We start from the raw sequence: 26,467 nt of genomic DNA, 5'->3' as shown, positions 1-26,467 counted from the left end.
AAGGATGTTCCGAAGCTTCAAGTGTTCTGGCAACGCCGATTCTGACGAATCCCGGGCGATATGCTATCGTTCTTTCATCAAACACGTTGCAAAGGAGCGCTTCACGATGATCCCTTTGGCACGCATTGCCCTATTGGCGCTGCTGCCGACCTGCCCGGCAACAGCAGAAGAACCAGAATGCTCGACTGCCCTTGCTTTTGCACTCGATGTTTCGGTCAGCGTGGACGATGCCGAACACAAAATGCAGCGTGAAGGCCTCGCTGCCGCACTGTCCGACCCATCAGTACGAAGCGTGATCCTGTCCAGACCTGATGCTGTTGCGCTGATGGCCTACGAATGGAGTGGTTACCACCAGCAAACGATCATCTCTCCCTGGAAATTTATCCGCAACGAACAGGATTTGTCCGGGTTCATTGAGCGCTTGTTCGTCCATCAGCGCGGAGCGGCCGAATATCCGACTGCAATAGGGGCTGCGCTTAGTTTCGGAGCGACTAAACTTAGCGAGGTGTCTTGGTGCGACCGGCTTGTTCTCGATGTTTCCGGTGATGGCATCCACAACCACCGCTACCCGCCAGAAAGCGCCTACCGACACTTTCCTTTCGAGCGCGTGACTGTCAACGGGCTAGTGATCGAAGGTGCCGAGACAGAGGTTCAAGCCTACTATGCGAACCATGTAATTTCTGGGCCCGGCGCATTTGTAGAAATCGCGAACGGCTATGCGGACTACGCGCGGGCCATGAAGAGAAAGCTGCTACGGGAACTCCAAGATCAGCTGCTTGCAACGCGATAGCAAATAAAGCGCCAGGCAGCTTAGCCCCGCTTGCAGCCAGTGGATGAAATGATCGACGGTGCACGCCTCGCTCTCACTCCGGCCGCACCGGATAGCGGTTCCCTTTCTGATCAATCAGGATCAGCCGTTCACCACTGCGGACATACAGGTCACAGCGGCTGAAGCCGTTGCGATAGGCGATGCAAACGCTGCCGTCCTCGGCGATGGAATAGGTGCCATACGCGGATTCGCCGCTGGCGTAGGTGTAGGAATAGGCCCCACCCACCGAGTATTTCGATTTTCCGTCGTCGTAGAATGTCAGCGTGCGGCCCGCCAGTGCGTCCAGTTCCTGCGCGCTCAGGGGGACGTCTCCGGGTTTGGTGGGCCATTCTGCAGCCGCAAGCGGGCTGGCGGTCAGCAGGGCAATGATCAGAAAACGGGTCATGCCCCACCCTACCCTGCGCGGGTCTGAAATGGGCATGACATTGCAGTGATGGATCAGGCGACCATCTGCTCGGCTTTCTTGAGGTCGACCGAGACCAGTTGGCTGACGCCCTGTTCCTGCATTGTGACGCCAAACAGCCGGTCCATCCGCGCCATGGTCACCGCATGGTGGGTGATGATCAGGAAGCGCGTGTCGGTCTGGCGGCACATCTCGTCGAGCAGATCGCAGAAGCGCGTGACGTTGGCGTCATCCAGCGGCGCGTCGACTTCGTCCAGCACACAGATCGGTGCGGGGTTGGCGAGGAAGACGCCGAAGATCAGCGCCGTCGCCGTCAGCGTCTGCTCACCGCCCGACAGCAGGCTGAGGGTCGAGAGTTTCTTGCCCGGCGGCTGGCACATGATCTCAAGCCCCGCGTCCAGCGGATCGTCGCTTTCGACCATGACCAGATTGGCCTCACCGCCGCCGAACAGGTGCTTGAACAGCATGGCAAAGTTCGCGTTCACCTGTTCGAATGCGGTCAGCAGCCGTTCGCGTCCTTCGCGGTTGAGGCTGGCGATTCCGCTGCGCAAAGCCTTGATCGCCTCTTCCAGATCGGCCTTTTCGCTGTTCAGGTTGTCGAACTCCTCCTGAACCTCCTTGCTGTCCTCTTCGGCACGCAGGTTCACTGCGCCCATCGCGTCGCGTTGACGCTTGTGGCGATTCACTTCGGCCTCCAGCGCATCTGCGGCGGGCATTTGGTCGGGGTTGGTGTCCAACCGGTTCAGCAGCTGGTTCGGGGTCAGTTGCTGATCCTCGGCAATGCGTTCGGCCGCGGCAACGACGCTTTCCTTCGCCGCTTCACAGCGCGCCTCGGCGGCAGCGCGGGATTCCCGGGCCTCCGATGCATGGCGTTCCGCCTCGCGCTCGGCCAGGACCACCTCGCGCTGCTGGGTCTCGGCCTCAGCCAGTTTATCGGCGGCCTCGGTCCGGCGGGCCTCGGCCGCCTCGATCAGTTCGTTTAACTCCTCGCGGGCCTCGGCAATCTCGCCGGGGGCGGCCATAGCATCGGACAGTTCCTCTTCCGAGCTTTCCTTGCGTTCAGCCAGTTCCGAGATACGCTTTTCCGCCGTCTCCAGACGGTGCTTCCAACCGCTGAGGTCTTTCGTCACTTCTTGCGAGCGTCGGGTCCGCGCCTCGCCCTCTCGGCGCAATTCGTCATGGGTCGAGCGGTGGGTCAGCATGGTGATCCGCGCCGCCTCGACCGTCTGCTTGATGTCCTCGACCTGCGCTCGGGCACTGTCGAGGTCGCCCAGACCACTCAATGCGCCTTCGGCCTCGCGCAACTGGACCCGGGCGGACATGGCGTCCTCTTTATGGCGATCCACTGCAAGGGACAGGGTTTCCAGCTTGCCCTGCGCCAGGTTGCGGTCGGCCTCCGCCCGGCTCAGCAGGCGGGCGGTTTCGGCCATGCGCTGATCGGCGGCACGGCGGGCTTCGCGCGCGCGGCGATCGGCTTCGGTCACATCCGCCAGTTTCCGAGACAGTGCCTCGTGCGCGGCGCGGGCACCATCGGCCTGCGCTTCGGTACGGGTCAGTTCCTGCTTCAGCGCCTCCAGCTTGTTGAGCTGTTCCAGCCGCAGGGCCGCGGCGCTTGGCGCATCCTCGGCCCAGGCCCGGAACCCGTCCCAGCGCCACAAATCGCCCGACCGCGACACCAACCGCTGACCGGGCTTCAGAGAAGCTTGCAGTCGCGCGCCCAGATCGGCATCCACCAACCCGATCTGTGCGATCCGCCGGCTTAAGCGATCCGGCCCCGAGACATGCAGCGCCAGCGGTTCCGCACCGTCAGGCAAGGGCTGGTCATTGTCATATCCCGCAACCTGAACCCAGCCGGAAGGACCGTCGCCTTCGACCAGGGGCGCGCGCAGATCGTCGGCCAACGCAGCCCCCAGCGCCTTTTCATAGCCCGGCGCCACACGCAGCAGATCAAGCACCTGCCCGCCTTCGGCCGTATCCCGTTCGACCAGTTTGGCCAGCGCCATGGTTTCCGCGCGAATGGCCCCCAACTCCCCTTCGGCTTCGGACCTTTGCGCGCGGGCTTCCGCCTCGCGTGCCTGCGTGTCGTTGCGCAGCTCGTCAGCGGCGGCCAGAGCTTCCTCGGCGGCTTCGGCGGCTTCGCGGGCTTCTTCTTCACCGTCCTGCGCGGCCTTAAAGGCTTCGCTGGCACGGGTCAGTGCAGCTTTGGCCTCATCCACGGCGGCGCGCGCCTTGTCTTCTTCGGCCTCAGAGCGGGACAGGGTCTTGCGGCTGTCCTCGACCAGCCGCTGCGCCGACTGGTGGCGGGCGACGAGGCGGGCCATGTCCTCGGTTTCCTGCGACAGGTGATCCTCGCGGTTCTGCAGCACGGATGCGGCTTCGCGCGCGATTTCGGCAGCCTCGGAGACTTTGTCGTCATGACCTTCGGCCGCTTTGGCCAGCTCACGGGCTTCCCATTCCAGACGCTCGATCATCTCGCCTGCGTCGCGGTTCAGCCCGGCTTCGCGCTCGATATCGTTGCCGAGTTGCTTGATGCGGTTGGTCAGGGTTTCGATGGTTTGGCGTGCGCGGGATTCCTGATCGGAAAGCTGGTCGCGCTGAACCTGCTGGCGCTGCAGGACGGCGGCGGCGATGGCTTCTTCCTCGCGCAGCGGTGGCAGGGTTTCTTCGATCGCGGCGCGTTTGGCGGCAGCCGCGCGGGCTTCGGCCTCGGCGCGCGAGGCTTCGGTGATGCGGTCGCGCAGTTTTTCCTCGGCCTGCTGGCGGGCCATGTCGGCCTCTTTCCAACGACGATACAGTAACATCCCTTCAGCCTGCCGCAGTTGTTCGCCGATCTCGCGATAGCGGGCGGCCTGGCGGGCCTGACGGGCGAGTTGCGCCAGTTGGGTGCCCAATTGTTCCAGCACATCATCGACCCGGGTCAGGTTGGCTTCGGTGCCTTTCAATTTCAGCTCGGCCTCGTGCCGGCGCTGATACAGGCCCGAGATACCCGCCGCCTCTTCAAGAATGCGGCGGCGCGCGCGGGGTTTGGCGTTGATCAGTTCGGCGATGCGGTTTTGGCCGACCAGCGCCGGTGAATGTGCACCGGTCGAGGCATCGGCGAACAGCATCTGCACGTCACGGGCGCGCACGTCCTTGCCGTTGGTCTTGTAGGCGCTGCCCACATCGCGGGTGATGCGGCGGACGATCTCAAGCTGGTCGCTCTCGTTGAACCCGGATGGCGCCAGACGTTCCGAGTTGTCCATGGTCAGGACCACTTCGGCGAAATTGCGGGCGGGGCGCGTGGCAGCGCCGGCAAAAATCACATCCTCCATAGCGCCGCCGCGCATGGATTTCGGGCGGTTTTCCCCCATGACCCAGCGCAGTGCCTCGAGCAGATTGGACTTGCCGCATCCATTCGGACCCACCACACCGGTCAACCCGTCCGCGATGATCAGATCGGTCGGATCAACAAAGCTTTTGAAGCCGGTCAGTTTGAGTTTGCTAAAGCGCAATGGCCGCTGGGTCCCGTGATTCCTATGAGTAGGAAGTCTGCGCAACCGAAGGGGGAGGTGTCAACGGAGATACGCAGTATATGGACCAATGATCCGAGTTATCCACAATATCTTGCCAAATCTCGCAACAATCCGCGCGTTTCAATAAGGGGTGCATTCATACACCGCATAGTCGAATCCCCCATAGCTGATACATTCATAGTTCGGACGCGAGATCGCCGTCAGCAATAGCCGCTCGCCCATTTCCCGGTCGCAGCCCAGAACGCCGACCGTCACTGCGGCATCGCCCAGCACGTCCAGGATCGGGCAGCCCGATACTTGCGCCATGGCCAGCGCCGCGCGATCGCGGATCGGTCCCAGACGCGGGGCGTATTGCGTGTTCACCCGCACCGCCTCGGCCAGTTCGTTGCGCACACGCACATCGAACACGCTGCCATTGACGGCAACACGGGTGGCCGGGAGGTTGCGAAAATAGGACGTGCCAGCCGAACAGGCCGCCGGCAGCAACAGGGCAAGCAAACGGATCATGCCGCAGTCTTGCGGCAATCTGGTTAACGTTTCCTTTCCGGATCAGGCGCGCAGGGCCTCGCCCAACCGGCGTACGCCTTCACGGATGGTCTCTTCGTCCGAGTTCGAGAAGCTGAGGCGGATGGTGTTTGTGCCAGAGCCGTCGGGGAAAAACGCGTGCCCCGGCACAAAGGCAACCTTCACCGTCTCCAATGCCCGCGCCAGCAGGTCAGCGCCATTGATCTCTTTCGGCAGGGTCAGCCAGATGAACATGCCGCCTTCGGGGCGGGTCCATGCGACACCCTCAGGCATGTGCTCCTTCAGCGCCGCCAGCATCGCATCGCGACGCGCGCCATAGACGCGGCGCAGCAAGGGGATATGCGTGTCGAAACAGGCTTGTGCCACCTGGTGCACCGCCATTTGGTTGATCGTGGCCGAATGCAGATCGGCGGCCTGTTTCATCAGCACCAGCCGTGAAATCACCGGTTTGGCCGCCACCACCCAGCCCATGCGCAGGCCCGGCGACAGGGTTTTCGAGAAGCTTCCGCAATAGATGGTTCGGCACGCTTCGATCGACCCTTTCCGAGCCAGTTCTAGCGCCAAAACGGGCGGGATCGGATCGCCGTCATAGCGCAGGGCCTGATAGGCGCCGTCCTCGATTATCGCGCAGTCCAGATCCTCGGCCAGATCCAGCAGGGTTTCGCGCCCACGCAGGTCGACCGTTTCGCCGGTGGGGTTGGCAAAATCCGGGGACAGGTAGGCAAACTTGACCGCGCCCTGACCTGCTGCCGCTGCATATTCGTCGGCCCCGCGGTTGCCATTGATGCTGAGTTGGTCAAAACGCGGCTCGTAGGCATTGAAAGCCGCCAGCGCGCCCAGATAGGTGGGCCACCCAACGAGGGCCGTGTCCCCGGGCGACAGGAACAGCTTACCCAGATAATCCAGCGCCTGCTGCGACCCCGAGGTGATCAGGATGTTGTCGATGCCGCATTCGACCCCGATCGCACGCATATGATCCGCCAGCCACTGGCGCAGCGGCACGTAGCCTTCGCTGACCGAATACTGCAGGGCCTGCGCCCTTTGTGCGGGGGACAACGCCGCCTGAAAGGCTTGTGCAAAGGCGTCCGCCGGGAACAGCGCCGGGTCCGGTATGCCGCCGGCAAAGGAAATGATGTCCGGCTGATCCAGCAGTTTCAGCAATTCGCGGATCTCGGATGCCTTCATCCGGGATGCGCGGGTGGCATAAAGCTTGTCCATGGCAATCGACCTCCTCAGCCCTGTTACGGCGGCACGCTATTCACGTTTGCATTAAAGTCAATATTACTGACCTATTATTTCAATCATCGTGATGCGCATTCTTGCACAAGGGCCGAATACGTGGTCATGTTAGTTGACCAATTTCACGTGATAACCGATGCCCTTTCACAAAGTTCAAAGCGAAAAACTGTCTCTGGCCGTGGTCCGGCAGATCGAATTGCTGATATTGCGCGGAATCCTGCGCCCCGGAGAGCGCCTGCCGGCGGAGAGGGAACTGGCCGACCGGATGGGTGTCTCGCGGCCGTCTTTGCGTGACGCGATATCGGAATTGCAGGATCAGGGGTTGCTGACGGCCAAAGCGGGATCTGGCATTTATGTTGCCGATGTTCTGGGCTCGGCCTTCTCGCCGGGTCTGATCCGTCTGTTCGGCAGCCATGACGAGGCCGTGTTCGACTATCTGTCGTTTCGGCGGGATATGGAGGGGCTGGCGGCCGAGCGCGCGGCCCGGCTGGGATCAGAAAGCGATCTGAAGGTGGTGCAGGCGATCATCGACAAGATGGAAGCCGCCCATGCCCGCAACGCCGCCGAGGAAGAGGCAAATCTGGACGCGCAGTTCCACATGGCGATCATCGAAGCCAGCCACAACGTGGTCATGCTGCACATGATGCGGTCGATGTACGATCTGCTGCGTCAGGGCGTCTTCTACAACCGGCAGGTGATGTTCCAGCAACGCACCAACCGAGAGGCCATTCTGGAACAGCACCGCGCCATCAATACCGCGCTGCAGGACCGCGATCCGCAGGGCGCGCGGCAGGCGGTCGAGCAGCATCTGAGCTTTGTTGAACAATGTCTGGCGGATCAGCAGAAAGCGCTGCGGAACGAGGCAATCGCCCAACAGCGACTGGAGCATGAAACCGGCAAGCCCTGACGGCTTAACTCGGGACTGTACGGAAACAAAAAACCCGAAGGCCAGCGGCTTTCGGGTTTTCCTTGATCACAATGTGATACGGTTAGTGAAGCTTTTCACCAACGTCGGCAATGGATGCGTCGATCAGCTTGTTGGCCTGCGTCGCAGTCATCTGCTTGGCCAGAACGGCGTTCGCTGCGGAAACCGCAATCGTAATGGCCTGATCACGGACTTCCTTCACGGCCGAAGCTTCAGCCGATGCGATCTGATCCTGTGCAGCCGCCAGACGACGGGCAATGGATTTCTCCAGATCGACCTTGGCCTGTTCCGCCGCCAGTGCCGCATCGTCTTTCGCAGCCGCTACAATCGCGTCTGCCTGAGTCTGCACCTCGCGCTGCTTGCGCTCGTACGAGGCCAGCAGGCTGCGGGCTTCTTCGTGCAGGGCGCGGGCTTCGTCGAGTTCCGACTTGATGCCTTCGGCCCGTTTGTCCAGGGCACCGCCGATCAGGCCGGGAACCTTGAAGTAGAACAGGACCGCAATGAAGACAATAAAGCCCAGAAGGACGACAAAGTCGGTATTGCCAAGCGAGAAGAACGGGCCGCTCGCGGCCAGAGCCGGGCTGGCGGCACCGAGGGTCAGGATAAGAGCAAGAGTGTTGCGCATGTCACTTATCCTTTCATCTGTGCGTCAACTGCACCGTCGATGGCTTTGGCATCCGCCTCGCCGCCCAGTGCGGTAACCAGTTCGGCTGCCGTATCCTTAGCAACCACTTGAATGCTTTCCAGCGCACCGGCACGGATGTCGGCAATTGCCTTTTCCGATTCAGCCGCCTTTGCAGCGATTTCCGCGTCCGCCTTGGCAATCGCGTCATCCAGATCGGCCTGGATTTCGGCGCGTGCTTCGGCAGCGATACGCTGCGCTTCGGCACGGGCATCGGCCAGCGCCTTGTTATAGGCCTCTTCAGCCTCGACCGCTTTGGCCTTCAGATCTTCGGCCGCAGCCAGGTCATTTGTAATGGTCCCCTGGCGTTCAGCCAGGATTGCCGCGATGCGCGGCAAGGCCACGCGGGACAGGACCAGAAAGATGACGACCAGCGTAATGACCAGCCAGAAAATCTGGTTGGGGAACCAATCGAAGCAGAGCTGCGGCATCCCGATGGCTGAGCCATAGGAGTCGACGCACGAGCCAACTACTTCTTCGCTAATGGGTTCAGTCGCCATGATGTCCTCCGTCGGAACGTTGTCTTTACAACAGGTGGGCCGCTATGGCTTGGACCCACCTGCGCGTAAGGATCAGGTTCCGCAGATTAGACGGCGAACATCAGCAGCAGCGAGACCAGGAATGCGAAGATCCCCAGGGCTTCTGCGAATGCGATACCGATGAACAGGGTTGCGGTCTGCGATGCAGCCGCCGAAGGGTTGCGCAGGGCGCCGGCCAGGAAGTTGCCTGCAACGTTGCCCACCCCGATTGCGGCTGCGCCGGAACCGATTGCTGCCAGGCCTGCGCCGATGTGTGCGAGATCGCCTTCCATGATGTATCTCCTTACGAATTGGAAGTTTCGATGTTGGGGTATCGGACCTTAGTGCGAAGGATGCAGCGCATCTTTCAGATAAACACAGGTCAGAATGGTGAATACGTAGGCCTGGATGAAGGCCACCAGGACCTCGAGGCCGTACATTGCGGTGATCGCCAGAACGGACACGGGCGAGATCACGGCAACCGCGGCAAAGCCCGCGAACACCTTGATAACCGCGTGGCCGGCCATGACGTTACCGGCAAGACGAATGGAGTGGCTGACGGGGCGCACGAAGTACGAAATCAGCTCGATGATCGCCAGAATGGGGCGCAGTGCCAGTGGCGCGCTCGAGACCCAGAACAGGCCCAGGAACCCGGCACCGTTCTTGACGAAACCCAGAATGGTCACGGTCAGGAACACGGCCAGCGCCAGCGGGATGGTGACCGCGAAGTGCGACGTTGTTGTAAACGAGGTCGGGATCAGGCCCAGGAAGTTCGCGGAGACGATGAACATGAACAAGGTCATGACATAGGGGAAAAACTTGACGCCTTCCTTGCCGCAGATGTCTTCCAGCATCTTGTAGATGAAGCCGTAGGTCAGCTCGGCAATCGACTGCATCCGGCTGGGCACAATCGCGCGTTTCGATGTAGGCAGAACCAGCAGAGCCGCAACAGCCAGCACCGCGAAGAACAGCCACAAGGTCACGTTGGTGACTGTGAACATGCCCACCGCACCGTCGCCGAACAACGGCTTGACGATGAACTGGTCCATCGGGTGGAATACCAGGCTGCTGCCTTCTGCTGCGGTGGTCTCAGTCGCCACGTTCAGTCCCTCTCGTCCTTCTCGGCAGCCGTCGCCGCCGCTTGTTTCTCTTGAGCCTCTTTCGCGCTGCGGAGCATAACCTTCACGCCCGCGACAAGGCCCAGCAATGTGAACAGCACCAGAAAGATCGGGATCGTCCCGAGCAGGCTGTCCAGCCCGTATCCGATGCCAAATCCGATCCCCAGACCGGATACCATTTCGATGACCATCCTCCAGGCAAGCTCGCCCCCGGATATGTCAGCATCTGCGCGGGCCTTTGGCTGTTTGGCCTTTTTCGCCGCATCGATCTTGGCCTCCAGCTGCGCCATACGCTGCTTTTGGTCGTCATCGGTCACGGGCGTTTTCCTCGCACAGTCTTGGGCATGGTGCTAAGGCGCACGGGGCGCAGAGTCAACGATCTTGAAGGGTCAGCATTTTGACAATCAAGTTACTGTTATTATTGATAATATTTTCAAATTAGAATCCCGCATGATCGTCACGAATTGCCCAATCCCGGGTAAAATGCCGGATTCCGCATATTCAACCTGTTGGTTGATCTTTGTTCTGCACCCCGGACCGCCAGCGCCGAACAATACGCCCGTCGATCAGCAACAAGCCCAGCAGGATCGCCACCATGCCCATCAGATGCTCAGGGAGCAGCAACTCTCCCAGCACCCGTGTTCCCAGCACCAGCGCCGAGACCGGTGCAACCAGTGTCACGGTCGACATGTTGGTAGGCCCGACCTTGGGCAACAGCCAGTAGAAGGTAATAAAGGCGGCCGAGGTCAGAACAAATCCGATCATCATCAGCGACAGCCATGTCTCGGTCCGCGTCACATGTGGCAGCCCTTCCTGCCACAGCGCAAGCGGTGTGATGGCCAGCGTCGCACCTGTCAGGGCCAGCGCAACCAGCACCACGGGTTGCATGTCGCGGAAAGCCCGCGCGAGATTGAAGGAGAACGCATAACAGATCGGGGCGCAAACGGTCAGCAGGATGGCCCAGAACTCGGACGTCGCCCCGGCGCGCAGTACAGGCAATGACAGCAGCACAATGCCAGAAAAGCCGCAGACGACCCCGAGAGATTTCAGCCATGTCGCGCGTTCACCACCCGGCCAGTAATGCGAGACGATGACCGCAAAGGCAGGTGTCGTCGCGTTGACGATCCCGGCAACGCCTGAGGCGATATGCTGTTGCGCCAGTGCGTAAAACGCGAATGGTCCGGCATAGCTGAGCGCACCAAAGCCCAACAGCCCAAGCGCCCTCCTTGCGGTCAGATGCACCGGCAGGCGGGCGCCCGCGACGTAAACCCAGCACCCCAGCGCACCGAAGGCGACCCGGCCCATCGACACCGAAAGCGGCCCCAGTTCCCGCAGCAATATGGCGTTGAACATGAAGGACATGCCCCAGCCGATGCCAAGGATGCTGATCACCAGCCAGTATCTGAGTGCCATTGCATTCCCCCGTCCGGTCGCCGGGGCACAGTGACGGTTTGGCGGAAATTGTCAAACCGGATGCGGCGTATTAGGAAAGACAAATGTCCGACCAACTCGACACCGTATTTGCTGCCCTCGCCGACCCGACCAGGCGCGCCATTCTGGCGATGCTGCTGGAGGATGATATGGCGGTCACAGACGTGGCTGAGCCGTTCGAGATGTCGCTGGCCGCGATCTCGAAGCATCTGGTCATCCTGACCAGGGCCGGGCTGATCTCGCAGGAAAAACGGGGCCGCGTGAAATGGTGCAAGCTGGAACCCGATGCGCTGCGGGCGGCATCCGTCTGGATGCAGGGCTTCGGGCAGTTCGAACCGGTCAACCTGGATGCGTTCGAACGATTTCTGGAGATTGAACTGCCCACGCCCGAGGACTAAACCAGCTTACCGGACGACAAACACCGACACGCTGGCATGTTTTGCCAGATAGCCGGCGTGGCTTGAAAAGATATAGTCCATGATCCGGGGGGCATGGGTACCCACCACAATCAGGTCCGCGCCGATCTCGTCGGCTGCACGGGTCAGATCACCGTCAAGTTCAGCGCCGACATCAACGGAATGAATATTGCGGAACGCCACTTCGGCACCGCTTTTCTCGGCCAGTTCACTGGCGAAATCCTGCAGGTCCTGATTGATGGCCGCCTCGGACTGACCGGGTTCGCCCGGTTGGGTTCCGGTCACGCTGACGATGGTGATCCTGGCCCCTTGCCACTGGGCGACCTGCGCGGCGACGTCAGCCGCCTTGCGGACCTCGGGCGGCAGATGCAGATCGACGGGGAACATGATGTGGTTGTACATGATGATTTCCTCCTTGCCCAAAAGCATGGAGAAATTCGAATATATGTACCTTGATCTACCTCAAGGGCCGGTTTTGCCCGGATTTGCGTCCGTGTCCGTCGCAGGCACCGCGCCAGCGGGTTCTTCCGGCCTCAGCAACATCAAAAGCGCAACACATGTCATAACCACGCCCACAAGGATCAGTGCCACCGGGGCGCCGTTGCCCAGCGCGATCTCCCACAGGATGACCCAGCTGGGTGTCAGATAAGTATAGGCCATTACCTTGGCCGAGGGCAGATGCAGCGTGGCAAACTGCACCAGCACAAAACTGGCGGCAGTGGCAAAAAGCGAGACATAGAGCAACCCGATCCACACAATGGCAGGCAGGTTTGCCCAGTCGGTCGCCCGTATGTCGGACCAGCCGTAGACCGTCAGGATCAGGCAACCCGCAACAAGGGTGCCAAAGGTGAAGACCACGGCGGGTTCACCCCTGTTGAGGCGGCGTATCATCGGGGTGTAAACCGCATGTGCGACGCAGCCCCAGAAATAGATGATCTCTCCGCCGCCGATCTCGAAGGCCCGGAACGCCTGCCAGTCAGCCCGGAAAATCACCCAAAGCGCCCCGACGGCCCCAACCGCCAGGGCCAGCGCCATGCGGGGCGTGGTGATCTGGCGCAACAGAAACCAGCCCGCGATCGCGGACAATACCGGTGTCAGGGTGAACACCGCAGCAGCACTGACCGGCGGTGCGGTTTTCAGGCCGTAAAACATCAGCACGAAATAGGTGGCGAACAGCCCGCCCAGCACGAAATACCGCCAGGGTGCCCGCGCGGCGCTGCGTGGCAGGCCGGTTGTCGCCATCGCCACGGCACCGATCACCAGTGCCGCAATAGCGAACCTGGCCGCCGTGATCGCCGAAGGCGCAATCTGGTTGGCTATGAGTGAGCCCAGCGAGAAACTGCCGGCCACCAACATGGAAAACACAAGCATCGCCAGATGGCCGCGGGCCTGAAACGTCACGGCTGCCAGCCTTTGGCCTGCTCCTTGAGGAAGGACAAAAACGCCTGCACCTTCGTTGTGCGATGCAGGTCGACATGCGTGACCAGCCACAGCTTGCCCGACCATTCGGGCAGCGGTTCCATAACTTCGACCAGTTCCGAATCGCGCGAAGCTTCCCACCGGGCCATAAAGCCGATACCGGCACCGGACAGAACCGCCTCGCGCATGCAGAAGTTGTTGGTGCAGCGAAAGGTGATCGCTTGCGCTGGAGCTGTCGCGCGCAACCATTTCGAAAACGGAGCACGGCTGTTTTCATCGTCGGTGCTGACAAAAAAGTGGTCAGCGAAATCCTCGATACCTGCCGGTTTGCCATGCCGCTCTACGTAAGACTTGCTGGCATAAAGCCCCACCTCCTGCGTTATGAAGGGCTGCACCACATTGTCTGGCTGATCCGGGGCGGCGCCGGCACGAATGGCCACGTGCGCTTCGCCGTATTCCAGCCGAAACAGCCGGTCGCCGGTGAGGTAACGCACGATCAGGCCCGGATGGGCAGTCTGAAACTCGGTCAAGGCGGGAACAACCAGCGGCGCCAGCGAGGCCAGTGACGTCACCACCAGCTCTCCCGATACGTCGTCGCCACGTCCCTTCATCCGCCCGACCAGCTGATTGAACTGATCTTCGGTCGCCTGTGCGACGCGCAGAAGATCCTCGCCCGCATCCGTTGCCGTATAGCCGCGCGCGTGACGCTGGAACAGTTTTACACCCAGCCGCGCCTCGATCGCGTCGATGTGACGGATGACGGTCGCATGATGCACACCCAAAACTTCGGCCGCGCCACTGACCGTGCCCATGCGTGCCACCTGATAGGCGGTTCTGACTTCGTCCCAATTGTCCACTGCATCAAATCCACTGTGCAAATTCCAACAATGACTGTTGGCTTATCAGAGTTTTGTTCACCCACGCAACGCTCATATTGGCGGCAGACGCGAATTCCACATCAATAGGACACCCTGACATGACCAAGACCATCCTGCATATCGACGCCTCGGCCCGCCGCGAAGGATCCGCCACCCGCGACCTGTCAAACCGGATCGTCAACCACCTGAAGGCCGGCCGCATCATCCGCCGCGACCTGGCCTCGCCGCTGCCGCTGCTGACCGAAGACTGGATCAATGCCAACTTCACCCCCGCCGATCAGCGTGACGCGGTCCAGCGTGACCAATTGGCCCTGTCGGACGAACTGGTGAACGAACTTCAGCAGTCCGACATCATCGTGATTGGCCTGCCGATCTACAACTTTTCGGTTCCGGCCGCTTTCAAAGCCTGGATCGATCTGGTCGCCAGAGCCGGGCTTACTTTCTCGTACTCCGAAAACGGTCCAAAAGGCCTGCTGGACGGTAAGCGCGCCATTCTGGCCATTGCTTCGGGCGGTACTGCCGTCGGCTCCGAGATCGACTTTGCCACCGACTACGCCAAGCATGTGCTGGGCTTTGTCGGCATCCATGACGTCGATGTCGTTGCTGCCGACCAACTGGCTCTGGACGCCGAAACATCGCTTAGCAACGCCCACAAGGCGGTTCAGGAATTGGCAGCCTGACCGGCCGTCGCCCGCCGCAAACGAGACGTCCGGCCTTCGTCCAAAAAGCGCAGGCCGGACATTTTTTGATGGGCAGAAACCGCGAGCCCGCCGCAAGAAGCCCTTAGCTTTTTCTGTTCCCTAGTTCCTTTGCCGGAAGCCCGCGCCGTCGGGCCTGCGCTCAGGGCAGCCAGGTGACCTGGCAGCCGATCCTGTCGAAGAACGCCATCAGGTCGGGGCGCGCCACGGCCACAGTCCGGTCGTTTACCAGCGGGTGCAGGTAGATCACATCGGCCTGCTGCGCGGCGCCATCCATGAAAAACCGAACGTTGTTCTGAACGCCATTGATCATCGCCAGCGGGCTGACCGCGCCGGGGCGGATGCCAAGGTTCTGCATCAGGCGATCCGCCGAGCCAAAGGACAGGTTCCCGATACCAAGCTCGGCGCCCAGCGCCTTGAGATCAATCTCGCGGTTTTGCTCCAGCGTCACCAGATAGTTCCGCTTTTTCTTGTCGCGCAGATAGAGGTTTTTGAGCCGCAGTGCATTTTCACCCGGCATCATGAACTGGTCCTCGACCGCCTGAGACTCCTCGACCGTGCGCAGTGGCACATGGGTATGCAGGCGGTAGGACAGCCCCCAATCATCCAACTGCGCCAGCAACGCGTCAGAGCTGAGCGGTAGCGTGTCCTGAAAGGCGGATGATGCGTCCATGGGAACCTCCTGTTTGGCGCTCATCGCGCAACACGAGGGCAAATTCAAGCCACGACAGTGCCAGAATCCGGTGTTAGCGTGCCGCCATGAAGGTGACGCGCAATACACCCGACCAATTGATCCTGTCCAACACGCCTTGGTTCATCGGCATCTCTCTGGTCTTCTTCATCCTCGTCTTTGTCGGTGTCGGCCTGTTCATGGTCAGCGAAGGCGGCGAGGGCATTTTGTTCGGCCTGTTCTTCGCCCTGTTCGGTGGCGGGATGGGGTTCGGTGCCTTTTGCGCGTTTGTCCGCCGCGTACAGGTCATACTGGACCGCCGCACCAACAGTATCCTGATCCGCCGTCAGTCCGTCTTTGGCTATGACACTGTCGAGCACAAGCTGGCGGACCTGTCCCACGCAGAGATCGAAACCACGCGATCATCCGGCAAAAACGGGTCTTCCAACCTTCACCGACCGGTGCTGATTTTGAACCAAGGAATGAGCGCTGGACGCCACCCGATTGTCGAAGCCTATGCCAGCGGGCGCGGATCACACCGAATGGTTGACGCCGTCAACGATTGGTTGCCGACCAGCAAGGTTGACTCTGCCAGCCAATCGGCCTAAATCGCCGCAAACATCCGGAAGCGTCTGATCTTCCGGTCCCTTGAGTCGTTCAGGGATCGCCCCCCACCAGCGTGTTACGCCCGTGGGGGCAATTGTGCATTTAACCGGTGCTTCCTACTTTGGAGGTGCCACCAGATAAACGGCATAGGAGGCCGAAGGCATGTTTGAAAATCTATCCGAACGCCTTTCCGGCGTCTTTGACCGGCTGACCAAACAGGGTGCTCTGTCTGAAGAAGACGTCAAAACCGCCCTGCGTGAGGTTCGCGTTGCGCTGCTTGAGGCCGACGTCTCGCTGCCGGTGGCCCGCGAATTCGTCAAGAAGGTGCAGGAACAGGCGACCGGGCAGGCAGTGACCAAGTCGATCACCCCCGGTCAGCAGGTCGTCAAGATCGTGCATGACGCACTGGTCGATACCCTGCGTGGCGAAGAAGACCCCGGCAAGCTGAAGATCGACAACCCACCTGCCCCGATTCTGATGGTCGGTCTGCAGGGCTCGGGTAAAACGACCACCACCGGTAAGCTCGCCAAACGCCTGAAAGAGAAAGAGGGCAAGAAGGTCCTGATGGCCTCGCTGGACGTCTATCGCCCGGCGGCGATGGATCAGTTGGCCGTTCTTGGCACTCAGGTCGGCGTCGATACCCTGCCGATCGTTCCCGGTCAGAAGCCGGTCGATATCGCCAAGCGCGCCAAGCAGCAGGCGACGCTGGGCGGCTATGATGTCTACATGCTCGACACCGCGGGCCGTCTGCACATTGACGAAGTCCTGATGGACGAGGTCGAGCAGGTCCGCAACGTTGTCGATCCGCGTGAGACCCTGCTGGTGGTTGACGGCCTGACCGGCCAAGTCGCGGTTGAAGTCGCCGAGGAGTTCGACGCCAAGGTCGGCATCTCGGGTGTGGTCCTGACCCGTATGGACGGTGACGGGCGCGGCGGTGCGGCTCTGTCGATGCGCGCAGTTACCGGCAAGCCGATCCGTTTCGTCGGTCTGGGCGAGAAGATGGACGCGCTTGAGACCTTCGAGCCGGACCGGATCGCCGGTCGTATTCTGGGCATGGGCGACATCGTGGCCCTGGTTGAAAAGGCCCAGGAAACGATGGAGATGGAACAGACCGAGCGCATGATGAAGCGCATGGTCAAAGGTCAGTTCAACATGAACGACCTGAAAATGCAGCTGGAACAGATGATCCAGATGGGCGGCATGCAGGGCATGATGGGCATGATGCCGGGCATGGGCAAGATGGCCAAGCAGATGGATCAGGCCGGTCTGGACGACAAGATCCTGCGCCAGCAGATCGCCTTGATCCAATCCATGACCAAACGCGAGCGCGCCAACCCGCAATTGCTGCAGGCGAGCCGTAAAAAGCGAATCGCAGCTGGATCTGGGATGGAGGTCAGCGACCTCAACAAGCTGCTCAAAATGCACCGGCAGATGTCGGACATGATGAAGAAGATGGGCAAGATGGGCAAAGGCAAGATGCTGAAACAAGCCATGAAGGGCATGTTCGGCAAAGGTGGCCCCAGCCCTGAAGAAATGGCCGCTGGCATGGACCCCAAGGCGCTGGAACAGGCCGCCAAGGCAATGGGCGGCAAGATGCCCGGAATGCCTGGAATGGGTGGCGGCATGGCTCTGCCCCCGGGTCTCAGCGGGTTCGGAAAGAAAAAGTGACGCCAGCACGCTGCACCCAGCCCCCGTCCGGAAAGGCGGCGATGGCAGCAGCGCGGTATCGCGCGGCTCTGCCGGTCCTTGAGACCCGGCGGCTGGTTCTGCGTGCTCCTACCCTGAATGATCTGCCGGTATGGACAGCGATCTGCAAGGAAAGCTTTGGCGATACCGACCAGGAAGCCTGGACCGAGTTCTCGTACTATTCATCCGGTTGGCTTCTGCATGGCCATGGCCTGTTCACGGCCGCATTGAGAGATCAGGAAGTGGCCATTGGCTTTGTCGTTCTGGGTCTCGAATGGGACGATCAGGAACCCGAGCTTGGCTATCTGTTTTCAGCCGATCATCGCATGCAGGGCTATGCGACCGAAGCTTGTGCCGCGGTTCGCGATTTCGGCTTTGATCTTCTCGGATCGGGTTGCTTCGTTAGCTATGTGTCGGCATCCAACACCAGATCAAATGCACTTGCCAAACGGCTGGGCGCTGTGCGGGACGTGAATGCAGAGCACGCGTTTGGCGCGGACCAGCATGTCTGGCGTTATGGCGAGGTGCAGGCATGACACTTGCGTTGGCCATACCCACCCTTGAGACTGAGCGCCTGATTATGCGCGCGCCGTCAGAAGCGGATCTTGACGCCGATACAGCGTTCTTCGCCAGCGATGCCGCGCGATATGTCGGCGGTCCGCTGCGCCGGGATGAGACATGGCGTCTGGTCACCTCGCTTCTGGGCCATTGGGCGTTGCGCGGCTACGGGTACTGGAGTGTCGATGAAAAGGACACCGGCACCTATGTCGGGCGGATCGGTCTTTGGTGTCCGGAGGGCTGGCCCGAGCCCGAGGTCGGCTGGACGCTGATGAACCACGCCACCGGCAAGGGCTATGCGACCGAAGCCGCGCTGACCGCTCGGGCATATGCCTATGACGTGCTGGGATGGGAAACGGCGATTTCGCTGATCGATCTGGACAATGACGCCAGCAAGGCGGTGGCCATACGTCTGGGGGCGCAGTTCGAATATCACTGTGACCACCCCAAGTTCGGCAAAACCGAAATCTGGCGGCACCCTGCCCCGGCTGATCTGGTGAATGGCGGGATGGAGGCCTACGCATGATAGACCTCTGCATTCCCACCCTGAAAACCGAACGCCTGATCCTGCGCGGACCCGAGGCGCGGGATTTCGACAATGTCGCAGATTTCTTTGCCGACAAGGACCGCAGCTGGGGCTTTGGCGGACCGCTGGACCGCAATCAGGCGTGGCGCTGGTTTGCCAGCATGATCGGCCATTGGGTTCTGCACGGCTATGGCTTCTGGACCGTTGAAACGCATGACGGCCAGCCCGTGGGCTTTGTCGGGCTGTGGTCGCCGGAAGGCTGGCCCGAGCCGGAACTGGGCTGGGTCATGTTCGCCGGAAGCGAAGGCAAAGGCTATGCCCATGAGGCCGCTCAAGAGGCGCGCCTCTATGCCTATGAGGTTCTGGGGTTCGAAACGCTGAGCTCGAACATCTTTCCGGGTAACGAGCGCTCGATCGCACTGGCCGAACGGCTGGGCGCGCAGTACGAGCGCAGTTTCGAAAACGTCTCGCACGGCACCGAACTGGTGTACCGCCATCCCGGCCCCGACCAGATTTCGGAGGGGCTCGCATGACGACATTCACCATCCCTTCGATTGAAACCGAGCGCCTGATCCTGCGCGCGCCCGAATTGGATGATCTGCCCGCAATGACCGCATTCTTTGCGACCGAACGCAGCCATATGGTTGGCGGACCCAAGGATGAATTTGCCTGCTGGAGCTCATTGGCACACCGGCTGGGGCACTGGGCACTGAGAGGCTATGGCCTGTGGCATCTGACCGAAAAGGCCAGTGGCGCCTTCGTGGGATGGGCCGGTATGATCGATGTCCCCGGCTGGGCCGAACCCGAACTGGGTTGGACCCTGATGGCCGATGCCGAAGGCAAAGGTCTGGGTTATGAGGCTGCGAACGCGGCCCGGGCATATGCGGCGCGGCACCAGGGCCTGAACGGCGTCATTTCGTACATTGCCCACGCGAACGACCGCTCGCGCACCCTGGCCGGGCGGCTTGGGGCCACCTACGAGCGCGACGGTGAATTGCTGGGCAAAAAGGCCCAGATCTGGCGCCACCCGCAGATTGACCCAATGACCTCCGAAAGGACCGGCCAATGACCAACCCCGTGACACAGGCTGCTGCGTTGCTGAAGGATCACCGTGAGAGCATCGACCGGCTGGACGCGATCCTTGTCTATACGCTGGGCGAGCGGTTCAAGCACACGCAGGCCGTTGGCAAGCTCAAGGCCGCACACGACCTTCCCCCGTCCGATCCCTCGCGCGAGGCTGCGCAGATCGCACGGTTAGAAGACCTGGCGAAAGAGGCCGATCTGGACCCCGATTTCGCCAAGGCTTTCCTGAACTTCATCATTCAGGAAGTCATCCGACACCATAAGAAACACCAGAACTAAACCGGGATTGTCCCGGCTTTCACAAGACACGCCTTTGGCGTGATGCCATTCAAAGGAGATACCACCATGGCAATGAAAATTCGTCTCGCCCGCGGCGGCTCGAAAAAGCGTCCTTTCTACCGCATCGTGGCTGCTGACAGCCGCATGCCCCGCGACGGCCGTTTCATCGAGAAACTGGGCACCTATAACCCGCTGCTGCCGAAAGACAGCGAAGAGCGCGTGAAAATGGACATGGAGCGCATTCAGTATTGGCTGGACCAGGGTGCTCAGCCCACCGACCGTATCGCACGCATGCTGGAAGCAGCCGGCGCTCGTGACAAGGCCGAGCGCAACAACCCCAATAAGGGTACCCCGGGCAAGAAAGCCCAGGAGCGCGCGGAAGAGAAAGCTGCAAAGGCTGCTGAAGCTGCCGAAGCCGCTGCCGCACCGGCTGAAGAAGCTGCTGCTGAAGAATAAGCAAGGCGGGCGCGTGCAGGATCAGACCTTCAGTGATGATTTCCGCACGCAGTTCGATCTGCTGATGCGGCTCCGGCGTGATGTGCGCCGGTTCCGCACCGATGCCGTGGACGAGGCAGTGCTGACGCGCTGCCTCGACACGTTTCGGCTGGCCCCATCGGTGGGGCTGAGCGAACCCTGGCGCGTGATCCGCGTCGAAAGCGATAAAGCCCGCACTGCGGCGCTTGAGAATTTCCAGACCGCGAATGCCGAGGCCCTTGCCGGGTATTCCGGCGAGAAGGCGCAGCTTTACAGCAGCCTCAAGTTGTCGGGCATGCGCGAGGCCCCTGTGCAACTGGCTGTCTTCTGCGACGATGCCACGGACAAGGGTCTGGGGCTGGGCGCAGGCACGATGCCCGAGATGCGCCGCTATTCCGTGGTCACCGCGATCACCTTGTTCTGGTTGTCCCTGCGGGCCGAGGGGCTGGGGTTGGGGTGGGTGTCCATTCTGGACCCCGACCGGTTGACGCAGGACCTGAAAGTGCCGGGCAGCTGGCGCCTGATCGGGTATTTTTGCATCGGCTGGCCCGAGACGTTGTCAGACACGCCGGAACTGGAGCGTGCCGGTTGGGAAAATCGTCAGGACAGTCTGACCGTCGAGGTGCGATAGACTTATGTTTGGGCTGATGCGGCTTCCCATCCTGCTGATGATCGCTTTTATTGTCGGCGTGTTTTTCGAACGCAGCAATCAGCGCGACGCCTGTGCCACGCGCGGAGACTGGCAGGACGGAGTTTGTGTGACGGTGGAAGGGTCCAATGACTGATCTGATCTGTGTAGGCAGTATCGCCGGGTCTTACGGTGTGCGGGGCGAAGTGCGGCTGAAAAGCTACTGCGCGACCCCCGAAGACATCGAATCATATTCCCCGCTGACCGACGAAAGCGGCACGGAGCGGTATCCGCTTGTGCTGACCCGGACGATCAAGAACGGCTTTGCCGCGCGGCTGGGTGGAATTGAAACCAAGGAGCAGGCGGATGCGATCAAGGGCCTGCGCCTGTTTGCGCGGCGCGACCAGTTGCCCTCGCTGCCGGATGACGAGTTTTATCATACGGACCTGATCGGGCTTGAGGTCTATGACACCGGCGGCACGCTTCTGGGTCGGGTGAAATCGGTGCAGAACCATGGCGCGGCAGACCTGTTGGAACTGCAGGGGTCGGGGATGAACACCACGGTTCTGCTGCCCTTCACGCTTGAGGTCGTGCCGACGGTCGATCTGGATCAGGGGCGTATCATCGCCGACCCGCCGGAGGGTCTGCTGTAATGCGGCGGATAATGCTGCATCTGGGCCTGCACAAAACAGGCACCACTGCGGCACAGTCCTTCCTGTATGAAAACCGCGAGTTGATCTGGCCCCATTTCGCGCTGGTGCTGCCTTACAAGACCCGCAAGACGGGGCTGTCCGGTGCGGCCACGCGTCACTCGGTCTATGGGACAGTGGGAACGCTGGCCGAGTTTGGCGGCCAGATGCGCGAGTTTCTGGATACACTGGAATTCGGAACCAAACGCGGGCTGATCCTGAGCGAAGAGAATTTCAGCGGCCTGCGCCCCAGTCGCAACCTGAGCCAGGGCTACGCTGCGGCCCCGGATCTGGCCGCGTGTATCGTCGACTCGATCCGACAGCGGCTGGTCGGAGAGGATCTGGACATAACGCTCTATCTGTCGCTGCGCCAGCGCGGCGCGTGGCTGCGCAGCCTGTGGGCGCATGATTTGCAACGCACGCGGATGGTGCAGGATTTCGAAACCTTCCGTTCCAACCTTGATCAACTGCCTTCGCTTGAGGACACGGTGAACAGCATTCGGGACAAGCTGCCATCGGTCACCGTGCAGTCGGAATGGCTGGAAGACATGCTACAGCGCCGTTTTGGCCCCGGTGCGCCATTTGCAGAGTTCCTCAGGTTGTCACGAGACAAAACCGCCCGGATTGTACCGCCGAACAAAGTCAATCCCAGCCTGCCGGAAGACACATTGACCGAGCTACTGGCGTTGAACCGGTCACGACTGGACGAGGCCGCGCTGACCCGTCAGAAAGCAGCGATCATCGAATCTGTGCAGGACGAGATCTACGGGACCCCATGACTGACAAGCCCAACAAATCCCATGGTCGCAAGGCGATCCGGCCCACTCTGAAACCACGCGAATTGATAACGCCGACACCCGATCTGCATGGCGTGTGGAAAGCCAGGATCATCACGCTGTTCCCGTCGGCCTTCCCCGGCGTGTTGGGCGAAAGCCTGACCGGCAAAGCCCTGCAAGAGGGGTTGTGGCAGTTGGAAACGATCGATCTGCGCCGGTTTGGGGTCGGCAAGCACCGCAATGTCGATGACACGCCGGCCGGCGGCGGGGCCGGAATGGTCCTGCGCCCGGATGTTCTGGGCGAGGCGATTGAACACGCGACGGCGGGCGTTCAGGGTAACTGGCCGCTGATCTACCTCAGTCCGCGCGGCCGGCCGATGAACCAGGCCATGATGCAGTCGCTGGCGCGATGTGACGGCATGACCTTGCTGTGTGGCCGCTTCGAAGGTGTCGATGAACGGGTGCTGGAGCATTACGGCGTTCAGGAGGTTTCGCTTGGTGATTTCGTCATGACCGGGGGCGAAATTGCAGCACAGGCCCTGATTGACGCGACGGTCCGGCTGATCCCGGGCGTGCTGGGCAATCAGGCTTCGACCGAGGATGAGAGTTTTTCGTCGGGCCTGCTGGAACATCCACAATATACCCGCCCCGCCGAATGGAAAGGGCGGCCGATCCCCGACGTTCTGATGTCCGGGCACCATGGCCGGATCGCTGAATGGCGGCACAGCTTGGCCGAAAAGCTGACCCGGGAAAGGCGGCCGGATATCTGGGAGAGCTACAGCAAATCCAAGAGCGGCGATTCTGAAGCGGAGTAACCCGTCTCACCCAACTGCGTGCGCGAAACGAAGGTCATTTATTCAATTTCTGACTGCATTTCTTAAGAAGATGCCACAGTTCGAAGAAATACGACAAAAAATTACATAGAACTGACACGATCTGGCAATAGTTGCGCCCCTTTCCTGAGACAAAAACAATCAATCCTGCCTGCCATTTGACCAGTACAGTTTTAACGAGGGGGTAACTGGGCAGGGTCAGGGGGTGAGCGCCTGACCGGTCTGATTGTCATCTGGTCATGAGGCTCCCCCCGCCCAATTATCCTCTCCATTCCGTCCGAGGCGCACCGGCCGTTGTTTGTAATCAGTTGATTTTTGTCCTTTGCATATGCGGGGTTACGCCAAAACTGGATCGGTACACGCGCGAAAAATGCCCGGGGCTTTCGAACCCGCAGGCCAGCGCAACCTCGGTGACCGAGGCCTCGGTCTGAAGGAGCAGATTCTGGGCCCGTTCCAGACGCAGCTCCATGTAGTACTTCTTGGGGGACGTGTTCAGGTATTTACCAAACAACCGCTCCAACTGGCGTGCGGAAATCCCGATTTCTCCGGCGATTTGCGAGGGCGAAACCGGTGCATCGATGCTGTCGCGCATGATCCGTATTGCTCTGGCCAGATGGGCGTTTCGCATCCCGTTGCGCGACTGGAGCGAGACGCGCTGTCTTGCGGTGGCATTACGCACCGCGTTGTAGACCATCTGATCGGCAACGGCGACTGACAGTTCCCGGCCATGTTCCCTTTCGATCAGGTGCAGCATCAGGTCCGCAGTGGCGGTGCCACCCGATGCCGTGATGTGCTTTTCGTCAGCCGTAAACACGCTGCGCACCAGATTCACCTCGGGAAAGGCTTCCATGAACGCGTCGTGGTATTCCCAGTGAATGGCGGCCTGCATTCCGTCCAGGAATCCGGCCTCGGCCAGCACCCAGGCGCCTGAACACAGCGCGCCGATCCGCGTTCCGCGGGCACGCTCGCGACGCAATGCAGCCAGCAACGGGCGCGTGACGTGTTTGCGCATGTGAATACCGGATAAGACGAACAACTGATCAGTTTTGGGCAGTTTATCCAGCCCGGAATGGACCAGCGTTACGGACCCATTTGAACATACGGCCTGTTCGCCATGTTCCGAGGCAAAGGACCATTCGTACAGGTCTTTCCCGCTTTCCAGATTGGCGATTCTCAATGGCTCGACGGCACATGAAAACGCCAGATGCGAAAATTCCTCAACCAATATGAAGGTGATGTGCTGCGTCTGCTGCATGTCGGTTTCCGTTTGCTGGGCGTCGGCCTGCGACCCCGTGGCGAAGTTTAGGTGATGCTGCACTATTTTTTATTGTATACAAGTTGTATTTTTATCGAATACAAATCGGTCAGCTACTCGGCGCCCACGCGATTCGCAAGGGTATGCATCGGGGATTGGCAAAGGATTTGGGATGAAAGAAGACGGCAAATCACGCAAGGCAGACCTGAGGGAGCACCTGAAGGTGTCCATTCTGACCCTGCGCCTGCGTCCCGGTGCCGATCTGGACGAGGCGCATCTGTCGGATGCCTTTGGCCTGTCCCGGACCCCGCTGCGCGAGGTGTTCAGGCAACTGGCGGGCGAAGGGTATCTGGATTTGCGCACCAACCGCAGCGCGCGCGTGTCCGAGATGTCCTATACCACCCTGCGCGACTTCTTTCTGGCCGCGCCGATGGTCTATGGGGCAATTCTGCGTCTGGCGGCCCTGAACGCAACGCCCCGGCAGATCGATGACCTAAAGGTGGCGCAGCAAAAGTTCAAAGAGGCATTGCGGACCGGGTCGCCCGAGGATCGTGCCCTGGCCAACAACCGCTTTCACGAAGTGACTGGCGAGATGTCGGCGAATGTCTATCTGCTGCCGTCGTTCAACCGGCTGCTGATCGATCACGCCCGCATCGGTATGACCTTTTATCGCCCCCAAGGCGTTGAAATGACCGAAAACCTGTCCGAGGCGAGCCGCCAGCATGACGCCATCATCGCCGCAATCGAAGCGCGCGACGAAGCGGCCGCTTCGCAGCTGGCGACCGATCACTGGAACCTGTCGCGCGATCAGATCGAACTGTTTGTGATGCCTGAGGCGCTGAATGTCCCGATGGGTGCCCCGCCCCTGTCGAAACCTGCATGAGGACGGAATGAACCCGATTTTCAGATTTGAGGGGATCTACACCCCTGTCGTAACCCCCTACCACCCAGATGGCCGGGTCAACTGGGATGCCCTGTCCGAAGTGATCGAATACCTGATCGCCCATGGTGTGCACGGGCTGATCTCGGGCGGCTCGACCGGCGAGAACTATGCGCAGACTGTCGAGGAACGGCTGGAACTGGCGAAGTTCACGCACGAACAGTTGAAAGGCCGGTTGCCGCTTGTGGTCGGCACCGGTGCGATGCTGACACCGGATTCCATTGCGTTGGCCGCGGGCGCGCGCGAGATTGGCGCAGATGCCATCCTGCTGGCCAGCCCGCCCTATTCGGTACCGACCGACCGCGAAAACGCGCTGAACGCATTGGCCGTCGACAAGGCGGCAGACCTGCCGGTGATGCTGTACAACTATCCGCATCGCACCGGCACGATGATGGGCGAAGAGTTCCTCGACCGCGTCGGCCGCAGCCGGAATTTCTGCGGCATCAAGGAAAGCTCGGGCGATATCAACCGGGTCCACCTGCTGGCGCGGGACTATCCGCATATCCAGCTGGGATGCGGCATGGACGATCAGGCGCTCGAGTTCTTTGCCTGGGGTGCACCGTTCTGGGTCTGTGGTGGGTCGAACTTCCTGCCTGCCGAGCATGTGGCGCTCTACAACGCCTGTGTGATCGAAGGCAACTTTGCCAAGGGCCGCCGGATCATGTCCGCGATGATGCCGCTGATGCGGGTGCTGGAACAGGGCGGCAAGTTTATCCAGACCATCAAGCATGGCGTGACCATGAACGGGATCGACGCGGGCGCAATGCGGCCTCCGCTGAAGGGTCTCAACAAGGACGACAAGCGCGCGCTGGAACAGGTGACGCGTGTTCTCAGACAAAAAATCGCAGACATTGTGGCGGAGGGTTAAGGC

34 protein-coding genes are annotated in these 26,467 nt (G+C 60.8%); 19 read left to right on the top strand and 15 right to left on the bottom strand.

All coding sequences use genetic code 11. From position 1 onward, the window contains the following. Positions 1-4 precede the first annotated feature (4 nt). Entirely contained in the window at positions 5-790 is a 786-nt protein-coding gene (locus ACR0JW_RS14290) for a DUF1194 domain-containing protein (protein WP_480714102.1), read from the top strand. Positions 791-863: 73 nt separating this feature from the next. Here ACR0JW_RS14290 and ACR0JW_RS14285 read toward each other — a convergent pair whose 3' ends face one another. The 4 genes from ACR0JW_RS14285 to ACR0JW_RS14270 all read right to left on the bottom strand — a co-directional run bounded on the left by ACR0JW_RS14285 (position 864) and on the right by ACR0JW_RS14270 (position 6,487). Further along, positions 864-1,214: a hypothetical protein gene (locus ACR0JW_RS14285; protein WP_170681570.1), complete on the bottom strand. Its 351-nt coding sequence runs from the start codon at positions 1,212-1,214 to the stop codon at positions 864-866. A 53-nt stretch (positions 1,215-1,267) separates the two neighbouring features. Beyond that, positions 1,268-4,723: an AAA family ATPase gene (locus ACR0JW_RS14280; RefSeq protein WP_170681572.1), complete on the bottom strand. Its 3,456-nt coding sequence runs from the start codon at positions 4,721-4,723 to the stop codon at positions 1,268-1,270. Positions 4,724-4,864: 141 nt separating this feature from the next. Further along, positions 4,865-5,251, bottom strand: coding sequence for a hypothetical protein (locus ACR0JW_RS14275; protein ID WP_480714101.1), 387 nt, complete (start codon positions 5,249-5,251; stop codon positions 4,865-4,867). 42 nt (positions 5,252-5,293) lie between these two features. Further along, a complete protein-coding gene (locus ACR0JW_RS14270) occupies positions 5,294-6,487 on the bottom strand; it encodes an aminotransferase-like domain-containing protein (RefSeq protein ID WP_170681576.1) in 1,194 nt (397 codons plus the stop codon). Between the two features lie 157 nt (positions 6,488-6,644). Between ACR0JW_RS14270 and ACR0JW_RS14265 the strand changes: the two genes are divergently transcribed. Then, entirely contained in the window at positions 6,645-7,415 is a 771-nt protein-coding gene (locus ACR0JW_RS14265) for an FCD domain-containing protein (RefSeq protein ID WP_170611988.1), read from the top strand. A gap of 82 nt (positions 7,416-7,497) precedes the next feature. On the opposite strand, the gene ACR0JW_RS14260 is transcribed toward ACR0JW_RS14265, so the two are convergent. The 6 genes from ACR0JW_RS14260 to ACR0JW_RS14235 all read right to left on the bottom strand — a co-directional run bounded on the left by ACR0JW_RS14260 (position 7,498) and on the right by ACR0JW_RS14235 (position 11,164). Continuing rightward, entirely contained in the window at positions 7,498-8,058 is a 561-nt protein-coding gene (locus ACR0JW_RS14260) for a F0F1 ATP synthase subunit B (RefSeq protein WP_170611989.1), read from the bottom strand. Between the two features lie 5 nt (positions 8,059-8,063). Then, positions 8,064-8,615: a F0F1 ATP synthase subunit B' gene (locus tag ACR0JW_RS14255; RefSeq protein ID WP_170611991.1), complete on the bottom strand. Its 552-nt coding sequence runs from the start codon at positions 8,613-8,615 to the stop codon at positions 8,064-8,066. 86 nt (positions 8,616-8,701) lie between these two features. Further along, positions 8,702-8,926: a F0F1 ATP synthase subunit C gene (locus tag ACR0JW_RS14250; protein ID WP_005981269.1), complete on the bottom strand. Its 225-nt coding sequence runs from the start codon at positions 8,924-8,926 to the stop codon at positions 8,702-8,704. 48 nt (positions 8,927-8,974) lie between these two features. Beyond that, positions 8,975-9,733 carry a F0F1 ATP synthase subunit A gene (locus ACR0JW_RS14245; RefSeq protein WP_170611993.1) on the bottom strand — a complete coding sequence of 253 codons (759 nt, stop codon included), beginning with the start codon at positions 9,731-9,733 and terminating at the stop codon, positions 8,975-8,977. 2 nt (positions 9,734-9,735) lie between these two features. After that, the gene (locus ACR0JW_RS14240) at positions 9,736-10,068 is read right to left on the bottom strand and encodes an AtpZ/AtpI family protein (protein ID WP_170611995.1); all 333 of its coding nucleotides are present in this window, start codon (positions 10,066-10,068) and stop codon (positions 9,736-9,738) included. Positions 10,069-10,252: 184 nt separating this feature from the next. Beyond that, complete coding sequence (locus tag ACR0JW_RS14235; RefSeq protein ID WP_480714100.1) at positions 10,253-11,164, bottom strand: DMT family transporter; 912 nt, start codon at positions 11,162-11,164, stop codon at positions 10,253-10,255. An 83-nt stretch (positions 11,165-11,247) separates the two neighbouring features. On the opposite strand from ACR0JW_RS14235, the gene ACR0JW_RS14230 reads away from it, so the two are divergent. Further along, positions 11,248-11,580 (top strand): ArsR/SmtB family transcription factor, encoded by a 333-nt coding sequence (locus tag ACR0JW_RS14230; RefSeq protein ID WP_170619201.1) that lies wholly within the window; start codon positions 11,248-11,250, stop codon positions 11,578-11,580. A 6-nt stretch (positions 11,581-11,586) separates the two neighbouring features. Here the strand turns inward: ACR0JW_RS14230 and ACR0JW_RS14225 are convergent, their stop codons facing one another. From ACR0JW_RS14225 to ACR0JW_RS14215, 3 genes are read right to left on the bottom strand one after another with little or no spacing between them, the layout of a single operon-like run. Further along, positions 11,587-12,000: a universal stress protein gene (locus tag ACR0JW_RS14225; RefSeq protein ID WP_170612001.1), complete on the bottom strand. Its 414-nt coding sequence runs from the start codon at positions 11,998-12,000 to the stop codon at positions 11,587-11,589. A 60-nt stretch (positions 12,001-12,060) separates the two neighbouring features. Then, positions 12,061-12,999 carry a DMT family transporter gene (locus tag ACR0JW_RS14220; protein ID WP_480440581.1) on the bottom strand — a complete coding sequence of 313 codons (939 nt, stop codon included), beginning with the start codon at positions 12,997-12,999 and terminating at the stop codon, positions 12,061-12,063. Then, on the bottom strand, positions 12,996-13,874 hold the full coding sequence (locus ACR0JW_RS14215) for a LysR family transcriptional regulator (protein WP_170825216.1): 879 nt from the start codon (positions 13,872-13,874) through the stop codon (positions 12,996-12,998). The genes ACR0JW_RS14220 and ACR0JW_RS14215 overlap by 4 nt, the downstream gene beginning before the upstream one ends. 119 nt (positions 13,875-13,993) lie before the next feature. On the opposite strand from ACR0JW_RS14215, the gene ACR0JW_RS14210 reads away from it, so the two are divergent. Continuing rightward, positions 13,994-14,575: an FMN-dependent NADH-azoreductase gene (locus tag ACR0JW_RS14210; RefSeq protein ID WP_170825217.1), complete on the top strand. Its 582-nt coding sequence runs from the start codon at positions 13,994-13,996 to the stop codon at positions 14,573-14,575. Positions 14,576-14,735: 160 nt separating this feature from the next. Here the strand turns inward: ACR0JW_RS14210 and ACR0JW_RS14205 are convergent, their stop codons facing one another. Further along, positions 14,736-15,266, bottom strand: a complete 531-nt coding sequence (locus ACR0JW_RS14205; RefSeq protein WP_480714099.1) for a prolyl-tRNA synthetase associated domain-containing protein — start codon at positions 15,264-15,266, stop codon at positions 14,736-14,738. 86 nt (positions 15,267-15,352) lie between these two features. On the opposite strand from ACR0JW_RS14205, the gene ACR0JW_RS14200 reads away from it, so the two are divergent. From ACR0JW_RS14200 to trmD, 13 genes are all read left to right on the top strand, one after another. Continuing rightward, on the top strand, positions 15,353-15,871 hold the full coding sequence (locus ACR0JW_RS14200) for a hypothetical protein (protein WP_170681586.1): 519 nt from the start codon (positions 15,353-15,355) through the stop codon (positions 15,869-15,871). Between the two features lie 160 nt (positions 15,872-16,031). Continuing rightward, positions 16,032-17,537, top strand: a complete 1,506-nt coding sequence (gene ffh / locus ACR0JW_RS14195) for a signal recognition particle protein (RefSeq protein WP_170681588.1) — start codon at positions 16,032-16,034, stop codon at positions 17,535-17,537. Further along, positions 17,534-18,091 (top strand): GNAT family N-acetyltransferase, encoded by a 558-nt coding sequence (locus ACR0JW_RS14190; RefSeq protein ID WP_170681590.1) that lies wholly within the window; start codon positions 17,534-17,536, stop codon positions 18,089-18,091. Before ffh ends, ACR0JW_RS14190 begins: the two co-directional genes overlap by 4 nt. Further along, positions 18,088-18,639: a GNAT family N-acetyltransferase gene (locus ACR0JW_RS14185; RefSeq protein WP_480714098.1), complete on the top strand. Its 552-nt coding sequence runs from the start codon at positions 18,088-18,090 to the stop codon at positions 18,637-18,639. Before ACR0JW_RS14190 ends, ACR0JW_RS14185 begins: the two co-directional genes overlap by 4 nt. Next, positions 18,636-19,172, top strand: a complete 537-nt coding sequence (locus ACR0JW_RS14180; RefSeq protein WP_170681594.1) for a GNAT family N-acetyltransferase — start codon at positions 18,636-18,638, stop codon at positions 19,170-19,172. Before ACR0JW_RS14185 ends, ACR0JW_RS14180 begins: the two co-directional genes overlap by 4 nt. Continuing rightward, positions 19,169-19,708 carry a GNAT family N-acetyltransferase gene (locus tag ACR0JW_RS14175; protein ID WP_170681596.1) on the top strand — a complete coding sequence of 180 codons (540 nt, stop codon included), beginning with the start codon at positions 19,169-19,171 and terminating at the stop codon, positions 19,706-19,708. Before ACR0JW_RS14180 ends, ACR0JW_RS14175 begins: the two co-directional genes overlap by 4 nt. Beyond that, positions 19,705-20,001 (top strand): chorismate mutase, encoded by a 297-nt coding sequence (locus tag ACR0JW_RS14170; RefSeq protein WP_039541590.1) that lies wholly within the window; start codon positions 19,705-19,707, stop codon positions 19,999-20,001. Before ACR0JW_RS14175 ends, ACR0JW_RS14170 begins: the two co-directional genes overlap by 4 nt. 66 nt (positions 20,002-20,067) lie before the next feature. Beyond that, positions 20,068-20,457: a 30S ribosomal protein S16 gene (rpsP, locus tag ACR0JW_RS14165; protein ID WP_170681598.1), complete on the top strand. Its 390-nt coding sequence runs from the start codon at positions 20,068-20,070 to the stop codon at positions 20,455-20,457. A gap of 13 nt (positions 20,458-20,470) precedes the next feature. Beyond that, positions 20,471-21,106 (top strand): 5,6-dimethylbenzimidazole synthase, encoded by a 636-nt coding sequence (bluB, locus tag ACR0JW_RS14160; protein ID WP_170681609.1) that lies wholly within the window; start codon positions 20,471-20,473, stop codon positions 21,104-21,106. A gap of 16 nt (positions 21,107-21,122) precedes the next feature. Beyond that, positions 21,123-21,260 carry a hypothetical protein gene (locus tag ACR0JW_RS14155; RefSeq protein WP_170805713.1) on the top strand — a complete coding sequence of 46 codons (138 nt, stop codon included), beginning with the start codon at positions 21,123-21,125 and terminating at the stop codon, positions 21,258-21,260. Next, on the top strand, positions 21,253-21,756 hold the full coding sequence (gene rimM, locus ACR0JW_RS14150; protein WP_480714097.1) for a ribosome maturation factor RimM: 504 nt from the start codon (positions 21,253-21,255) through the stop codon (positions 21,754-21,756). Before ACR0JW_RS14155 ends, rimM begins: the two co-directional genes overlap by 8 nt. Then, a complete protein-coding gene (locus ACR0JW_RS14145) occupies positions 21,756-22,571 on the top strand; it encodes a hypothetical protein (protein WP_170681613.1) in 816 nt (271 codons plus the stop codon). The genes rimM and ACR0JW_RS14145 overlap by 1 nt, the downstream gene beginning before the upstream one ends. Next, the gene (gene trmD, locus ACR0JW_RS14140) at positions 22,568-23,383 is read left to right on the top strand and encodes a tRNA (guanosine(37)-N1)-methyltransferase TrmD (protein ID WP_170681615.1); all 816 of its coding nucleotides are present in this window, start codon (positions 22,568-22,570) and stop codon (positions 23,381-23,383) included. Before ACR0JW_RS14145 ends, trmD begins: the two co-directional genes overlap by 4 nt. Before the next feature lie 322 nt (positions 23,384-23,705). Here the strand turns inward: trmD and ACR0JW_RS14135 are convergent, their stop codons facing one another. After that, positions 23,706-24,656, bottom strand: a complete 951-nt coding sequence (locus tag ACR0JW_RS14135; RefSeq protein ID WP_170681793.1) for a GlxA family transcriptional regulator — start codon at positions 24,654-24,656, stop codon at positions 23,706-23,708. 172 nt (positions 24,657-24,828) lie between these two features. Between ACR0JW_RS14135 and ACR0JW_RS14130 the strand changes: the two genes are divergently transcribed. Next, positions 24,829-25,539: a GntR family transcriptional regulator gene (locus ACR0JW_RS14130; RefSeq protein WP_170681617.1), complete on the top strand. Its 711-nt coding sequence runs from the start codon at positions 24,829-24,831 to the stop codon at positions 25,537-25,539. A gap of 7 nt (positions 25,540-25,546) precedes the next feature. Further along, positions 25,547-26,464 (top strand): dihydrodipicolinate synthase family protein, encoded by a 918-nt coding sequence (locus ACR0JW_RS14125; protein WP_480714096.1) that lies wholly within the window; start codon positions 25,547-25,549, stop codon positions 26,462-26,464. Positions 26,465-26,467 lie beyond the last annotated feature (3 nt).

This window comes from Ruegeria sp. BG6, assembly GCF_056538465.1.
Note: the sequence above shows the minus strand (reverse complement) of the source record. Positions and strands in the feature narration are given on the sequence as shown.

Coding starts and splice junctions, on each gene's coding strand:
- ACR0JW_RS14200 (WP_170681586.1), top strand. CDS start 15,353: ATGAAGGTGACGCGCAATACACCCGACCAATTGATCCTGTCCAACACG.
- ffh (WP_170681588.1), top strand. CDS start 16,032: ATGTTTGAAAATCTATCCGAACGCCTTTCCGGCGTCTTTGACCGGCTG.
- ACR0JW_RS14250 (WP_005981269.1), bottom strand. CDS start 8,926: ATGGAAGGCGATCTCGCACACATCGGCGCAGGCCTGGCAGCAATCGGT.
- rimM (WP_480714097.1), top strand. CDS start 21,253: ATGACTGATCTGATCTGTGTAGGCAGTATCGCCGGGTCTTACGGTGTG.
- ACR0JW_RS14180 (WP_170681594.1), top strand. CDS start 18,636: ATGATAGACCTCTGCATTCCCACCCTGAAAACCGAACGCCTGATCCTG.
- ACR0JW_RS14170 (WP_039541590.1), top strand. CDS start 19,705: ATGACCAACCCCGTGACACAGGCTGCTGCGTTGCTGAAGGATCACCGT.
- trmD (WP_170681615.1), top strand. CDS start 22,568: ATGACTGACAAGCCCAACAAATCCCATGGTCGCAAGGCGATCCGGCCC.
- rpsP (WP_170681598.1), top strand. CDS start 20,068: ATGGCAATGAAAATTCGTCTCGCCCGCGGCGGCTCGAAAAAGCGTCCT.
- ACR0JW_RS14185 (WP_480714098.1), top strand. CDS start 18,088: ATGACACTTGCGTTGGCCATACCCACCCTTGAGACTGAGCGCCTGATT.
- ACR0JW_RS14235 (WP_480714100.1), bottom strand. CDS start 11,164: ATGGCACTCAGATACTGGCTGGTGATCAGCATCCTTGGCATCGGCTGG.
- ACR0JW_RS14125 (WP_480714096.1), top strand. CDS start 25,547: ATGAACCCGATTTTCAGATTTGAGGGGATCTACACCCCTGTCGTAACC.
- ACR0JW_RS14265 (WP_170611988.1), top strand. CDS start 6,645: ATGCCCTTTCACAAAGTTCAAAGCGAAAAACTGTCTCTGGCCGTGGTC.
- ACR0JW_RS14260 (WP_170611989.1), bottom strand. CDS start 8,058: ATGCGCAACACTCTTGCTCTTATCCTGACCCTCGGTGCCGCCAGCCCG.
- ACR0JW_RS14145 (WP_170681613.1), top strand. CDS start 21,756: ATGCGGCGGATAATGCTGCATCTGGGCCTGCACAAAACAGGCACCACT.
- ACR0JW_RS14230 (WP_170619201.1), top strand. CDS start 11,248: ATGTCCGACCAACTCGACACCGTATTTGCTGCCCTCGCCGACCCGACC.
- ACR0JW_RS14135 (WP_170681793.1), bottom strand. CDS start 24,656: ATGCAGCAGACGCAGCACATCACCTTCATATTGGTTGAGGAATTTTCG.
- ACR0JW_RS14255 (WP_170611991.1), bottom strand. CDS start 8,615: ATGGCGACTGAACCCATTAGCGAAGAAGTAGTTGGCTCGTGCGTCGAC.
- ACR0JW_RS14270 (WP_170681576.1), bottom strand. CDS start 6,487: ATGGACAAGCTTTATGCCACCCGCGCATCCCGGATGAAGGCATCCGAG.
- ACR0JW_RS14210 (WP_170825217.1), top strand. CDS start 13,994: ATGACCAAGACCATCCTGCATATCGACGCCTCGGCCCGCCGCGAAGGA.
- ACR0JW_RS14290 (WP_480714102.1), top strand. CDS start 5: ATGTTCCGAAGCTTCAAGTGTTCTGGCAACGCCGATTCTGACGAATCC.
- ACR0JW_RS14225 (WP_170612001.1), bottom strand. CDS start 12,000: ATGTACAACCACATCATGTTCCCCGTCGATCTGCATCTGCCGCCCGAG.
- ACR0JW_RS14130 (WP_170681617.1), top strand. CDS start 24,829: ATGAAAGAAGACGGCAAATCACGCAAGGCAGACCTGAGGGAGCACCTG.
- ACR0JW_RS14155 (WP_170805713.1), top strand. CDS start 21,123: ATGCGGCTTCCCATCCTGCTGATGATCGCTTTTATTGTCGGCGTGTTT.
- ACR0JW_RS14285 (WP_170681570.1), bottom strand. CDS start 1,214: ATGACCCGTTTTCTGATCATTGCCCTGCTGACCGCCAGCCCGCTTGCG.
- ACR0JW_RS14205 (WP_480714099.1), bottom strand. CDS start 15,266: ATGGACGCATCATCCGCCTTTCAGGACACGCTACCGCTCAGCTCTGAC.
- ACR0JW_RS14175 (WP_170681596.1), top strand. CDS start 19,169: ATGACGACATTCACCATCCCTTCGATTGAAACCGAGCGCCTGATCCTG.
- ACR0JW_RS14275 (WP_480714101.1), bottom strand. CDS start 5,251: ATGATCCGTTTGCTTGCCCTGTTGCTGCCGGCGGCCTGTTCGGCTGGC.